The following is a 14847-nucleotide window of genomic DNA, read 5'->3' as shown; positions in this document are numbered from 1 at the left end:
GCCACCGGCGTTCCGAAACAGCAGATACAAGAATTAAGTGCGCTGACCTTCATTGAGCGTAATGAAAACGTGGTGCTACTTGGACCAAGCGGTGTCGGTAAAACGCATGTAGCGATCGGGTTGGGACTCAAAGCCGTACAAGCTAAAAAGAAAACGCGCTTTATCACCGCCGCTGATTTGATGCTGCAATTATCGACCGCTAAGCGACAAAACAAGCTGAAGCAATACCTCTCTCGCTCTGTGATGGCTCCAAGGTTATTGATCATTGATGAAATCGGTTACCTGCCGTTTGGGCGAGAAGAAGCCAACCTATTTTTTAATGTGATCGCTAAGCGCTATGAGTATGGCAGTATTATTTTGACCAGCAATTTATCGTTTGGCCAATGGCCTAGCGCATTTGCCGATGATGCGACATTAACGGCAGCGATGTTAGATCGACTGCTTCACCACTCGCATGTTTTGCAGTTAAGTGGTGATAGTTATCGATTGAAAGATAAACGACGCTCAGGAGCAATACCTGAGTAAAAGGGTGGATCAATTTTGATTGATCGTTTTTAAGCTAAAAGTGGATCAGTTTTCGGTGATCGTTGACAACTTGATGTAACAAGCGTTCATACTCATCAAATAGATAAATTGAATCCCCGGAATTATTTAGCGTTACGCCAGACTGAATCGTTAAGATAAGGAAGTGTCTTTGCTTATCTGAACATCTATTGGGGTCGCTTTACCACTTGCATCCTTTAGAAGTAAACCACCCTCATAAGCACTGCCAATGCTTTTCAACGTGATGGTTTCATTTTTTGAGTCTGTGCCGACAGGATTAGGCAGTAAGGCAGTAATTTTAATATGAGGCTTTGGTATCTCAGTTAATCCCAACGTTGCAATTACCGGAAGGTGGTCAGATGCGCGCGTATCATTATTACCATCGATAGCAGATGGGTGCTCAAACGTACGAATCAGCCATTTTGAAGAAAACGCTGAATCAATTGCAGGAGAAATATAAATTTGGTCATACAACCCATGTGAGTTGATAGTGTCAGTGATGTAATTGTCTAGGTTCGTCTGACGTGAGCCAACAACTACCGAATCCACTTTCTTAAAATAGTCACCTGTTAGTGCATTGCTTTTTAAACCATAACTAACGATATCTCTAGCTGCTAGTGTTTCAGTCAAATTAATTAAAAAGGGATCGGGTACATTCTCTATTTGTCGAATTGCTTCATATCCCATTTCTAATGTATTTGAAGAAGCATCATCAGGTGTATCATTAAAATCGCCGAGCAATACGATATTCGGGTTTGATTGAGCATTGACAAATTCAACAATATCAAGAGCAGCTCCAACCCGTTGAACCTCCGAGCTGGCTCGACCACTATAGCGTGACTTAGCATGATGGTTAAGTAACAGAACCTCACCAATATCTGTTTCTATATAAAGCTTTAGAACTCTTCGGGCATCGACAAAATTGTCATTTTTATTAGTGAAAACAAAATCCAACACTTCATCGGCGTTGGTTGTAGTTCCTGAGTTCAAGCGAAATCTCACCCCTCTGCGCACCGCGAAGGCCAGGTTCATATCATCGGTACTATCGTCGTCAATGATCACTGTCCAATCTGATGGTTTAAAGTAGTGTTCAACTGCCAATCGGTCGCGAACTTCCTGCAAAGCCACCACGTCAACATTTGCCAATTTGGCAGCAACTATTAAGAAATTCGCTTCTCTGCCTTTGGTCATGCATGAGGATAAGAACTTAGCATTATATGTAGCCACACTAAAAGGCTTAATATGTAGAGATGAATTATGCGAGGTCGCGGCGTATGAATGAAATGCAACTGACATCACCGCTATAAGCAACATTTTTTTATCAACATAAGTGGGGTCTGCGTTATGAGATTTCATTTAGACTCTAAAGCGTATTGTGCTAAATTCACTTCATATGCAGCAAACTTGGGATACATCATTAGCTTTTGCTTTTGACATAAATATTGATTACATAACAAGCATTAACCAACTCGAACAATTACAACCAAACATCAGTCTAGTTAGCATGAAATGACTACCTTCTTTCTTGGTTAAATCATCATCTACTAGTAGAGACCAAAAGTAGTGTTTATAAACATAAACACCACCGTTCAAGCGATATTTCCGCCAAGTTCACCTTTAGTTCCATCAATGGCTCTTGAACTACCCGAGATTTGAGTTGCTCATTTTCCATCAAATTTTGCTGAATAACTGCGGGATAGTTCGAACCGGATTGCTGTTCAAGTAACACGCGCATTAACCAGTTGTGTGATCCGACGTCATCCACGCATTTGACTTTATTAAGTTGAACCAACTCAGCCAAACGCCGTTCCAGGCAGTTAGCAAGATACTTTTTCCCGAAGACGCTCAATTCTCGTTTAAATAACAGCTAATCATATGGCTTGGTATTTGAGAAGTATGAAAGGAACACATATGCATCACAAAAATGGCGTTCGATCATGTTGAGAGAATGGTGGTCTTTGTCGCCTGCTCAAACTGTTTGTCTTTTTAGCGACACATACCTGGCAAGAAGGTGATGGTCTCTACGACTTTGTTTCTGGCTTTGTAGTGGATGAGTGAACTTGGTCAACTACATGTAGGCTGGCCACATGATTTCAATACTAAATGTAATCCGAAAAAGTAGAATGTTCGAAAGGTCGTAACTCGGATTTGTCCAAAATCTTGTTACACGTATCCTTATCGGTTTTCCAATGCATACAGTTGTCTACGGGCATCGATCAGGTGTTACAATTGATTGAGATTTTGGCGTGGGGAATCCGCCACCGGTTAATCATAATGGTCAAACGTTTAAAATAGTGGTGTCGGATGTTAAAGCGTGGGGTTAATTTGATATTTCACATGATGGATTTATTTAAAAAAGGAGCATTTAGAATGAGGCATAAACGTACCTTCACTGTATGTTTGATGGTGGTATCAGCTCATACAATTGCTTCTGATTATCGCTTATATGCTTCGGATTATTCTGTGAGCACGAAGAAAGAAAAATTTGCAGCTTATGTTTTGAAAGATAATCCATGTATTATTGTATATGAATTTAAAACAGAGAAGTCAGTTCAATATTGTGAACTGGGCAATAAAGAGAAAAATGCAAGCTCTGTGAGTGGTGATGTATCATTAACTAACTTACAGCGAGACTATCCGACAGCTTATGTTATGGATATAAGCATGTGGAGCGGTGACGTATCTTTTACCGTAGCAACTCCGTGGTCAGATCTATCGTGTACCATTGATGTTAAAGATCAGGAGGTGGAGTGTGAGGTTGCTAAATAAATTATCGCCTAATCTTGCATTTTTCTGATTGAAGTTTTCATACATCAGATGGTGTATCAAGTGCTTATGCTCGATGATTTATGTTCGTGCAACCTGAAACCGTCGAAAGTGTTGTTCACCCCAATCGCATCGTCTGTCTATCCTGATGGGTATGTACTCACCGCCCGCCAGCAACTGCAAGTTGTTTGGGGCGCGAATCATCAAATAAATATAGGAAATATTGTGCTTAACCAAACGACGGCCTTAAAGTCAGTGTTAATACTCGCTGCTTCATCATTTATATTTGGTTGTGCTGAAACACCAAACGAATATATTAATCTAAAAGGAAAGTATGCCGACGATTATGAGCTGGATGCTGATGATTACTCAGTGCCGAGCCGCTTCCTTTACCCTTTAACGTGGGTTAAACCTGAGCATAGGGCGAATAACCTAGATAATTATTTTTATGATACTAAAGAGAGCCATAAGTTGGTTAACACTGCTTCAGTGATGACCGTTGCTGGTGCTGCACTCGGCAGTCTCTCACCTTTTGAAGCTGGTATGCAGTTATTAGCACAACAAGGGGTAAGGATGGGCTATAGCGCGAGCTTGGGTAATCAAATGCTTTATACGATAAAAAAAGTCGATCATGATCAAGATTTGGATGCACAAGCGCAAGCGTTAAATAAAATAGCGATTAATACGGTAAAAGCTGCCATGGGAAGTAACGCAACGGAATGGTATCACAATGAAGGTGCAGATAATTTCTACTTGCTTGATTACACAAGGGTAGAAGGTTCCAATGACGTCAGTTGTAACGCGGTTTACTCTCCTTGTTATGCCAACACAGACCGAATTCCCATGCTAATTAGAGACAATAATGGCTATATCCCACTGGTACCACAATATGGAGATTATATGGTGGCTCAAACATTCTTGCCTTTGGGGTTTCCAATCGAAAAATTAAAATTCTCTGGGGATGACAATATACAGCAAATTCTTTATGTGCCAGCGATGAAATTGAATCAACAGCAAGATTTGTGGAAAAAAGAGAATTTGGACTATTTCGAAGATTGGTATAAAAAGGAACGCGTGTCGGTCAATCCATATATAAAAGATCTGAGTAACGGTGCCGTTATGTATTTTAATCCGCATATAACGGCTAAACAAAAAGACGACCACTCGCTCTACCGAGTATTCGATTTAAAATAACTGTCCTGATTGGTTATCGAATTAACCGTTGCTAACGTATCTTCAAAGCTTGTTTGGCAACGGTTTTATTGAATGTATTCCCTTCCTACTTAAAGCTGCATCGGTGTTGGCTACGTTCGCTCATCTCTATCACATCGCCTGTCTATGCTCATGGAGATTATAAGAGCCATTCTTGTCTCTCACCAAAGGCCAGCCGATGGTTGTACAAATTTGTTCCAGACAAATTTATCACTTACCGCCTACCTGCCACTCCAAGTGGTTTGGGTATACAAGTGGTTTGGGTATACCAGTGAATGTGTATTTTTTGATCGCGTTACATCGAAAAACGCCTTTATTCTGGTTGACATATCTCGCCAGCTTTGATGGCTTTAAATGTATTCCATAGCAGCCACAAAATCAGTAGGGTCAATCCCGCTAATAAAGTTCTACCCAGATACAAACTCACCGTTGACTGAGTTAATTCTGCATATCGCAACAAAGCAATATTAAAAGCAGCGACTGGGAATGAAAAAGCCCACGATGAAAGATAGAACCCGCCTTTTCTAAATTGATTGATATTCAGTAATAATAAAGTGGCGATAAAGAGTGCTACGGAAGCAAGTACTCTGGAAAAGATGGTCAGTTCAGGTACGAGTGAGCTGTAGGAGATAAAACCGATAGATGGTGGTGCTAACAGTATAAATAACATTGGCTTAAAACGTGCAGGCAATACCGCATGAAAAATGAGTCGATTAATAATGATGGTGAATAACACCAGCCAAAAGACGATACCAATGCTGAAAAAGAACCAACTTATTTCGATAAACCCGAGCTTAGCACCGGTGATAGGCGCAATGATGTTCCCAACCACGGGGATAAACCAACTCGGATTAGCGTGTTCGAGGCGGTAATGATCATGGTGGATCCAGCTATGCATCGCCCATAACGTGATTGATAACTGAACGATGGCTCCAATCCCCCATAATGTATAAGACAGTGATTCAAACGAGTGCCAAACGATAGAGAGAAGCAGCAAGCTGATTGAAAAGGCGGCAAAGAAATTAATTTTGATTGGGTGCTTAGTTTCTGTAATGACGGCATTGGGATAGCGAATGAGTTTTAAAAGGTAAAGGCCGCTAATCAGTATCATTGCGGCACTGGCTAACCCGCTAGTAAAGGTGGTTAGCCAAGGAAACAGTGTTCCTAGAGATTTTTGCCATACGATGGAAAAACCGCTTAGCCCCATGACGATAGAAAACATAGAAATAGGGAAGTGCATTAATCGGTTTTCTTCTTTTATAGCATCGGGTTGGTTTATCGATAACTTATTCATATCAAACCTTTTATTTAGTCGGTTGGCGTAAAATATAACGATTAACTCGGGTTCATCTAAGTCATGATTTATACGCGTTATAGTCGGTTTATCTTAGTGTTGACTGTAATAATTAGCAATAGCTAATTTAACATTGTCTAAAATAGCGCGGTAGATTGAGTGCCTAACACGACGGATCATTTTTCTATGTCGCTATTTTGTATAAAATATAAGTTAATAGCATATGCTATTTATTTGCGGGAGAAAAGAGATTATGCTTATGGGTGAGCTTTATAAACTCAAGATAATAAGTGTTATATAAATCAAGGAGATAAAATGAATTCTATCGATATAGGAATCAATGAAGCGGATCGTATTGCGATCGCGGAAGGTTTGAAGCGTCTGCTGGCAGACAGTTATACACTTTATCTACAAACTCATAATTTTCACTGGAATGTCACTGGTCGGCAGTTTCGTGATTTACATTTAATGTTTGAGGAGCATTATACTGAGCTTGCAACGGCTGTGGACGATATCGCCGAACGTATTCGTGCATTGAATATTGTTGCACCGGGTACTTATAAGTCTTTATCTGCTTTAAGTTCAATTAAAGAAGTGGAAGAGATCCCACCGGCGATGGAGATGGTCAAGATTCTAACGCAAAGCCATGAGCAAGTGATTAGAACCTGCCGAGAAATCTTAAAAGCCGCTCAGGACGCGGGTGATGAATCATCGGCGGCTCTTATTTCTGACCGTATGCGTGTTCATGAGAAAACCGCATGGATGCTAAGGTCAATGTTGGTTGCATAGAGATTACTTGTGAGGTGTGGGGTAATGGGCCGTTATCCCACACTGCTGTTTTATCGGCTGCGATGCTAAGTGAAGCGTTATGGATACATTCAATCAGGCACCTTACCCAACTCTTACCATCGATATTTTAGAAAGTATTTCCGACGGTGTTTTTACCGTTGATGATCAATGGCGAATCAGCTTTTTTAATCGAGCGGCGGAAATGATTACTGGTATTTCCCGAGCAGAAGCACTCGGTCAATTGTGTTCTGAAGTCTTTAAATCCAGTATGTGTGAGGCCAATTGTGCACTGCGTTGTACTCTGCAAGATCAGACGCCAATCATTAATAAGCCCGGTTTTATTATTAACGCTAATGGCGAGCAGATCCCTATTTCTGTATCGACTGCGGTACTGAAAGATGCCAATGGCAATGTGATTGGGGGAGCTGAGACTTTTCGGGATTTGAGCGAAGTTGAAGCGCTAAAAAATGCGCTGCATGGTCAGTTTCGGGTCGGCAATTTTATTAGCTATAGCCCAACCATGCGCCAGCTTTTTGAATCATTACCCGCGATTGCGCAAAGCCCAATTACCGTTTTGATCCAAGGAGACACTGGAACGGGGAAGGAGTTGTTAGCGCGAGCGATTCACGAGATGAGTAGCCGTTCTGATCAGCCTTTCGTGGCGGTTAATTGTGGGGCACTACCAGACAATTTGTTGGAGTCTGAATTGTTTGGTTATAAAAAAGGCGCGTTTACTGGCGCGGCTCGGGATAAGCCAGGTCGATTCAAATTAGCAGAGGGCGGCACTTTATTTCTGGATGAAATTGGTGAAATTAGCCCTGCATTTCAGGTTCGATTACTGCGCGTTTTACAGGAGCAACAGTATGAGCCTTTGGGTGCCATTCGATCAGAAAAAAGTAGTGTAAGAATTATTGCCGCAACTCACCGGAACTTACAGCAAATGGTAGCTAATGGTGAATTCAGGCAGGATTTGTACTATCGAATTCATGTCGTGGATCTGAAATTGCCTTCTTTACGTGAACGTAAAGAAGATATCCCATTATTGGTTGATCAGTTTATTCGTAAGTTTAATCAGAAACATCAACGTCATATTCAAGGTATAACTTCTGAAGCGCTTGCGTTGCTGATGGCACATGACTGGCCGGGTAATATCCGAGAGTTAGAAAATATGGTTGAAAGTGCTTTTGTTTTATGTTCAGGCGAAGAGATTAATCCAGTGTGTCTGAAAACCGGATTAAGCTTGGCAACATCGCAAGATTCAGAGGAGCAAGACATTAATAGGGTACGTGAAGTGGCTGAAAGACGCTCTATTCAGGTTGCTTTAGAGCGTAATCATTACAATCGGGCTGCCACTGCCGACGAGCTTGGTATACATAAAACAACTTTATATCGAAAAATGAAATCATTAGGTATTCCTTTCCCCGAAAAAAATGGGCGCAATCGAATCATTCGCTCATAATTTATAGCCTTGCATTGGATGGTAGTAATGTATTAATCGATAACGACTCGGATTGCACTGGTGCAATCCGAGAGTTTTTATCGCTAGGCCCAAATATGCTTGTATGCCTTGGTGAGGCAAATCGTCTATGAGCAAAAGCAGAGTATATACGTCCGGTGTTGCTCGGGCTGACTTGCCGCTTCGTGATGGCGGCAAGTGGCTACCTCGTGATTATCGTGTTTATTTCAGAACATCGGCATTGCTAACCTGATCTAAACGATCATTGCTCAGAAAATCGACGGTTTCAGTTTGCATCTCAGTATGATGCGCTAAATCAGCATAGTCTGCGTCTTGCGGGGCAACAAAGGTTGAGTGTTTCGCTGTGCTGTTGAACTGAACAAAGCTTTTGGTTGTAGGTAATGGTGGCAATTGGGTTGAGTTGAGTTTATTTAAACTCAGCAGCTCAGCCAGAGGTTCTGTACCAGCGAATTGAGGGCTGAGGTACACCGCCGAATCGATTAGATTGGGAACCACGGCATCACCATCAACTGCAGAGAAATAGAGAGCCGTTGTGATTGGACTATGACTCAGTTGGGTGCTCACCACAGAGTAAGGATCAATGGTGTCGAGTAGAGTTTGCGCCGCATACGAGAACATCTGAAAACCAGAAGTAACTTGGGCAAGCTGCTCTTGGGTTGCCAAGGACGTGAACAAGTTATAGCAAGCAGAATCATCTAAGCTGGCACATTGTGCATTAGCAAACCCTTTGTATTCCGTGCTAGCGCTTAATGCAACGTTATGCTTGATTTGCGGGCCAAAGAATTCAGAGCCCAATAGCAAATTGGCAATTTGTCCGCCGGAGTTTTGAATAGCCGCGCCAGAGAAGCTGTATAGTGCATCGGCTGGAGTCGAGCCCAACGTTTTATTGCTCTCGGCCACTGCCGAGGTGCCAACAATACCGCCTAATGAATGTCCAAGCATGCGCACTTTTGATCCCGTTGCGACATTGATGCCAGACAGTGACGTCCCCGTGAATAGTGGCTGTGAAACGGTTAACGCAGCACGCAGCCCCAATACATCGAGAATGCTTTGGCGCAAGTTATCCCGCGCCACAGTCAAGTAGGTGAGGTTGATGTAAGCAAGAGGATCATGATTGGCCGAGCGCGTGCTGTCTAAACTTCGTTCACCGTGCAGCGGTAAATCAATGGCAATGACTGCTAGCCCCGCTGCGGTGAGGTTTTTCGCGAAAGCGTAGGCATTTTCTTTGGCAGAGGTGACACCATGTTGATAAATCACAATATCAGTTGGCGCAGCACCTGCCGGAGTAAACAGTAAAAATGGCACATCTTGCACTGATTTCACTTTGGGTACCGGTGAATAGCGAGTGATGTAACGTTCAGGATCCAGCGGGCTACCATCCGATTTGGTCAAGGTTAAACCCATCAGCTTGAGCTGTTCACTCGCATCAGTGGCGAGCTTGCTGGTATCAATCCCCGCGGCAAGCAGTTGGCTGCTAATCGTTAATTGCTCTTTACTGTCTGCCAGTGCGGCTTTGATCTTGGCAAGGCTTGGCATCGCCGATTCAAACGGCTGAGTATTCCAGTGACTGCCAGTTTCAAGGTAGTAAGGCAGACGGACAGTTCCCTTAGTGACGTTAACGGTATTGGCCGTGTAAGTCCCTAAAATAGCCGCTTTTTTGTCTGCACCAATATAGGTACTGAAATTGTCATCGGCTGTCAGAGCGGCAGCGAAATCAACGGGTGTACCTAAGTGCATTGTGTAAGCGGTATCGAGTCCAATACCCGTTTGTTTCCACACGGTCTCTAATTGGTTGCTGCCACTGGCAAAAGCGGATGCGGTTGCACCACGCGTGGCAAACAGGGTATTGCTTACCGATTGGGTAGAAAACCACGTCGAGTAGACGATTTGAGTTTCATCGACGCCGCTGAGTTGGAAGATTTTCTCCACCCCTTGAGTGACTTTTTGTAGCGTCGCAATATCTCCTTCGCTGTAAATCTTGTTTTTGGATTTCAGTGCGGCATAGCTTGCAGAGGTTCCCACCGGATTACCGTTGGCATCCGAGACTTCTGAGGTGACCGCCAAAATGTATTCTGAAGAGGCATTGAGTGCTTTGGTCGGCACAATGAGAATTTTATCGGAAGCGGCACTGGAGATGGCAGTGTAATCCACTCCATTGGTTAATAAGGTTTTGATACTTGGAGAGCCGGTCATCGAGTCGGTTAACTCGTACAGATAAATACCCGATGTGATGATGTTATCGGCCAAACCTGCGCCTTTAAAATCGAGGAACAGCGGCATAGTGATGGGCCAGCCATCAACTTGTCCCATCGCAACCAGTGGATTCGATCCAGTCGTATTGTTACCAGGTGGAAGTTCTAATGTGCCATCATTGGCATTCATTAGCGCAAAAGAAGGCAGAGGTACATTAGCCTCTTGACCACTTAAGGCAAATTTGATCGTGGTATCACGTTGCAAGGCTTGTTGAATATAGGATTCGTACGCTACCTCGGTGTTAGCACCAGCGCTATTGCTCTCATCACCGCAGCCGACTAACCAGAGTGCAGAGCAGAGTAGTGAAAGTTTAATTATCTGTTTCATGTTCGACTCCGAAATTAATTAAAGCGGTAGTTAAATTGCAGCGCACTGATATAAGCGATAGCCTCAGATTTAAATTTGAGGTTTTGACCAATTTGGTTCTGCTCAGTAAATGATCCATTACGGCTTTGCACAAGAGCAAAACCCGCATCCATCGTCAACTGTGGGTTAATGGTGTAGGTAAAACCAGCTGAATACCAGAAGCGATCGCTGTCTGGGATGCTGAGGGTGGCTTCTCCCGCTTGTTCATCAAACGCCAATCCTGCGCGTAACGTCCAAGTCGAATTGGCGGTGTACGTTGCGCCTGCAGACCAGCGTCTATTGTTTTCATATTGCTCGATTTTTTGGAAACAGGTGCCACTTTTACATTGGTTGGAGGTTGCAGTTAGCTCTTTAAAGCTGCTCCAATCCGTGTGTTGGTAACTATAATGGACTGCCCATTGATCATTCAGTTGATGGAAACCAGAGAGTTCAAAAATCGCCGGCAGTTCAATTTTTAATTGCCCAGGAACCACGGCGCTGGTGGCGATACCAGTATCGTAACTGGAGAATTCACCATCATCGAAATTGAGTTTAACCCGTGAGCGGTAACCCAAACCGATGCGGTTTTGTTGATCAAATTCGTACATTGCACCAATATTCCAGCCTAATGCAACCGTATCGCCTTTCATTCCAATCAGTTTATCGCTAGGTTTTCCATCGCCCATGAAAGGAGCAAGGCCACCTTTATGACGAGTTAACTCGGCCTTGGCTACGACCAAATCAAGACCAAAACCTACGCTTAACTCTGGATTAACGCGGTAGGCGATATTGGGGTTCAAATTGATTGAAATCAGCGAAGTATCCCCCGCTAAATCACCAGCATAAATGTCATCCGGATAGTCAGTGGCAACACCGTAGGTGGTAAACATGGCAAAGCCCCATGCCCATTGGTCATTGATTGGGCTGATATAGTAGGCTGCAGGCACAATTTGTAGTGGTGCGACATCTTTCATTGATTGGTGGTTAGAAAGATCGTCCACATTGACTTCAGGATCGACGATCGACAGTGCACCAGAAAATTGCGCCGTCTTAAACCGCATCATGGCGGCGGGGTTTCGCGCCAGCACACTGGCATTATCGGCCACTGCCGCTTCTCCTGAAAATGCGCGGCCTAAACCGGATGCTGAGTGTTCTGCAACCTGAAATCCTGCGGCACTGGCATGCCCGGTTAATAGCACAGCAATACAGCCGGCAAGGGAAGATTTATTTAACATTCTCGACCTCCTCGGTCTTTTATCCATTCCACTTGAAATGACAGTGGCAGCACTGACCATAAACTGAGCAAGGCATGCACTGAAAAACTGCAATCTCAAATGATTGGGAGCATGATGATTATTTTGTGCGCCGCTTTGCCTATCTTGTTCTCTTAACTTTGGAAATCATCACTTCAAGCTGAAGAGCGACAGGGTACAAAAAGGTGAAATAAAAGAACCCTGTAGTAGAAAGAGTACACAAAATCTGATGTTAATGTTTTGTTAAAAAGTTGTCAAAGGAAACGGCGCTGTGGTTTTCTAAAAAGAGGCGCAAGATAGAGATTTAATTTATCAAGATCAATGAATTAAAGTGATTTTCTGGTTGTACCAGTTTGTGTGTATAGGTTTTACAATAAGTTACAACACAATCACTCACTTGTTGTTTACGGGCAATATTAAGCGATTCGGTTAATCAATAGCCTGATAACGTTGCTGCTGATTTATCACCAAATAAGACGCTCTATTTTATGCGGTGTTCTTTAACACAATTTACTTAGTTAATTATTAGTGATAATCTAAATGATAACGATTATTATTTGATTATTTTTTATGCGTTATTTTAATAAAAGCCTGATTGCCGTTGCAATCGCTTTCTGCAGTGGTCCTCTTGTTGCTCAATCTCACTTAGATGATGTACCTTCGGATTTAACAGTCACCGTTACTGATGTTAAAGAGGATGAGACAACCATCAAACAATCCCTCAATGCTGAAGATATTAGCAACACGCCAACGTCAAATGGGAATTTGACGGATTATCTTAAAGATAATCCGAACGTTCGCTTTGCGGAGGGAGACTTACAAGGGTTTACCGGAGGAGAAATAAAACCGGCATCAGTTTCAATTAATGGTGCGGATGCCAGTCAGACTGCCTACATGTTAGATGGCATTAATATCAATAATGATATTGACCCGACTGGTGCACTATTTGATGGTTCTATGGGGGTGAATCCTAATCGTAGTTCTGAACAAGCTTACTTTTTGGATGCGAATTTATTATCCGGTGTCACGGTTTATAGCAGTGATGTCCCGGCTCGATTAGGTGGTTTTACTGGTGGAGCGGTGGTGGCGGAAACACGCCAATACAGCGGCGAAGATCAAGTGAAGTTACGTTATCGAACGACCCAATCGAGTTGGGCATCAATGAAGGTCGATGAGCCAGCAAAAGATTTAGTCAATCAAGCCGTCCCTAATGGTTTTAATGCCGATTTTCAGCCCAAGTATCATAAGGAATTTTTCAGTGTGATGGCTGAACACGCACTCACGGATGATATCGGCATGGTGATAGGTTTTAGTCGGCGTGATTCTGATATTGAACAAACGCGGATGCTCAATCCACAAGGGAAAACGGATAAACAGAACCATACTCGTCGTTCTGATAATTTTTTAGCGAATTTTAATTGGACTCCAGATGTTGAACGTCGTTTGGAGTTTGGCGTTCGTTTTTCTGATTATCAAGAAGGAAAATATTATGCTGAAAATATCGATGGTAATGTGACAGATAGCCATGTTGCGTATGGTTCCACCATTAAATGGGTACAACGATTTGGTGTGGGTGAACTCACTGCGACTGCTGCATACGATAAATTTTTCGATGAGCGTGATTCTTCGGCCAATCAAGCACAAGTCATCATTGATCTTGATACAGAGATGAATTACGAGTTAGGGGGGTATGGGGATAGTCAAATTGCTCAAGAAAATACGCAAGTGATGCTCGATTATCAATTTGACCGTTTCACATGGGGCAAGGCCTCGCACGGTTTTTCAGTCGGAGCGGCGTATCGGAAAACCGATTATCGCTTTAAGCGTGATCAAGATGTAACTCAGAATACCACGATGATGATGGGTGATTTTGAGTTGATGAATAAAACAGAAACCACGCGCAAGGGACGTATTCATACTGCTTATCAGGATTATTCTTGGTATATGGAAGATTTGATCAAATGGAATTCGGTATCTGTCCGTCCGGGCATCCGAGTTGATCGGGATGATTATTTAGGTAATACCAATCTTGCGCCGAGGTTTTCCAGTAGTTGGCAAGCGTTATCCAATACTCGTTTTAATCTAGGCATCAACCGTTATTACGGTCGTTCATTCGCTGCGATGAAACTGGCAGGAGAGGTATTAAAGCTGAATGACGATCATACCCGTCGTTATGAGACGATTACCCAACTAGAGACGCCATTCGCTGATGAACTGAGCGTCGGCGTTGTGCAAAATATCGGTAATTTTGCCTTATCTGCTCAGTACGTATTACGTGATAACAAAAAACGAATTATTGTTCAGCAAGAAGATGTTGCGGGTAAAAAAGTCGATTCCTATTCAAATGGAAGCCATTACCAGGTCGATATCTACACCTTACAAGTGAGTAATATTACGCCTTGGGTACTGGGAGAGACGCATTGGTCAACCACATTAGGTGCTGACTGGTTAGATACTGACAGGGTGGCATTGAATAAAAATATCGATCCAAATCAATTGGTTTATCTAGATGGGAAGATCATGACTCGTGCCCAAATGGAGCAAGCGGTCAATAGCAGTACCGATGAGTGGGTTGTCAGGCTTGGGCTCGATATGATGGTGCCAAAGCATGATCTGGTTTGGTCAAACAAGGTATACATTAAAGCACCAGTAAAAGGGTATGAATACGTTAATGACACACCGGATGGGCTAGAAATGCACCGCAGTTTCGATTTCGGAACCCACACACAGTGGGATACGCGTTTACGTTGGCAACCTCGTTTAGGTTATACCCACCGCGCCTATGTGCAATTAGATGTGTTAAATGTTTTCGATCAAGTCCGTCAAAGTGCAGTGAAATCAAGTGGTAGTGGTGAATATGGGCTTTATTCTCCTGGGCGAGAATTTTGGCTGGAATTAGGCTACGAATTCTAATG

11 protein-coding genes are annotated in these 14847 nt (G+C 43.0%); 6 read left to right on the top strand and 5 right to left on the bottom strand.

The features are described 5' to 3' along the window. A partial coding sequence (gene istB, locus CAG57_RS03065; protein ID WP_161427461.1) for an IS21-like element helper ATPase IstB occupies positions 1-525 on the top strand: 525 nt, incomplete at its 5' end. A gap of 150 nt (positions 526-675) precedes the next feature. Here the strand turns inward: istB and CAG57_RS03060 are convergent. Both CAG57_RS03060 and CAG57_RS03055 read right to left on the bottom strand, forming a co-directional pair. After that, positions 676-1899, bottom strand: coding sequence for an endonuclease/exonuclease/phosphatase family protein (locus CAG57_RS03060; RefSeq protein WP_161428403.1), 1224 nt, complete (start codon positions 1897-1899; stop codon positions 676-678). A 211-nt stretch (positions 1900-2110) separates the two neighbouring features. After that, positions 2111-2344 carry a hypothetical protein gene (locus tag CAG57_RS03055; protein WP_161428402.1) on the bottom strand — a complete coding sequence of 78 codons (234 nt, stop codon included), beginning with the start codon at positions 2342-2344 and terminating at the stop codon, positions 2111-2113. A 536-nt stretch (positions 2345-2880) separates the two neighbouring features. Between CAG57_RS03055 and CAG57_RS03050 the strand changes: the two genes are divergently transcribed. Both CAG57_RS03050 and CAG57_RS03045 read left to right on the top strand, forming a co-directional pair. Continuing rightward, positions 2881-3312, top strand: a complete 432-nt coding sequence (locus tag CAG57_RS03050) for a hypothetical protein (RefSeq protein WP_161428401.1) — start codon at positions 2881-2883, stop codon at positions 3310-3312. A gap of 66 nt (positions 3313-3378) precedes the next feature. Beyond that, the gene (locus CAG57_RS03045) at positions 3379-4503 is read left to right on the top strand and encodes a hypothetical protein (RefSeq protein WP_237665861.1); all 1125 of its coding nucleotides are present in this window, start codon (positions 3379-3381) and stop codon (positions 4501-4503) included. 331 nt (positions 4504-4834) lie between these two features. Here CAG57_RS03045 and CAG57_RS03040 read toward each other — a convergent pair whose 3' ends face one another. Beyond that, positions 4835-5815, bottom strand: coding sequence for an SLAC1 anion channel family protein (locus tag CAG57_RS03040; RefSeq protein ID WP_161428400.1), 981 nt, complete (start codon positions 5813-5815; stop codon positions 4835-4837). 315 nt (positions 5816-6130) lie between these two features. Here CAG57_RS03040 and CAG57_RS03035 point away from each other — a divergent pair, with 315 nt between their 5' ends. Beyond that, positions 6131-6604, top strand: coding sequence for a Dps family protein (locus tag CAG57_RS03035; RefSeq protein WP_099612632.1), 474 nt, complete (start codon positions 6131-6133; stop codon positions 6602-6604). A 79-nt stretch (positions 6605-6683) separates the two neighbouring features. Continuing rightward, positions 6684-8063, top strand: a complete 1380-nt coding sequence (locus CAG57_RS03030; protein WP_161428348.1) for a sigma-54 interaction domain-containing protein — start codon at positions 6684-6686, stop codon at positions 8061-8063. A gap of 219 nt (positions 8064-8282) precedes the next feature. On the opposite strand, the gene CAG57_RS03025 is transcribed toward CAG57_RS03030, so the two are convergent. Together CAG57_RS03025 and CAG57_RS03020 are read right to left on the bottom strand one after the other, a co-directional pair. After that, positions 8283-10661, bottom strand: coding sequence for a VolA/Pla-1 family phospholipase (locus CAG57_RS03025; RefSeq protein WP_161428347.1), 2379 nt, complete (start codon positions 10659-10661; stop codon positions 8283-8285). A 14-nt stretch (positions 10662-10675) separates the two neighbouring features. Next, entirely contained in the window at positions 10676-11914 is a 1239-nt protein-coding gene (locus CAG57_RS03020) for an outer membrane protein transport protein (RefSeq protein WP_161428346.1), read from the bottom strand. A gap of 588 nt (positions 11915-12502) precedes the next feature. Between CAG57_RS03020 and CAG57_RS03015 the strand changes: the two genes are divergently transcribed. After that, positions 12503-14845: a TonB-dependent receptor plug domain-containing protein gene (locus CAG57_RS03015; RefSeq protein ID WP_161433681.1), complete on the top strand. Its 2343-nt coding sequence runs from the start codon at positions 12503-12505 to the stop codon at positions 14843-14845. Positions 14846-14847 lie beyond the last annotated feature (2 nt).

It is taken from the genome of Vibrio sp. V30_P3S12P165 (assembly GCF_009904905.1).
Taxonomy (GTDB): Bacteria; Pseudomonadota; Gammaproteobacteria; order Enterobacterales; family Vibrionaceae; genus Vibrio; species Vibrio fujianensis.
The sequence above is the reverse complement of the archived record's forward strand: the minus strand, read 5'-3'. Positions and strand labels throughout refer to the sequence as shown.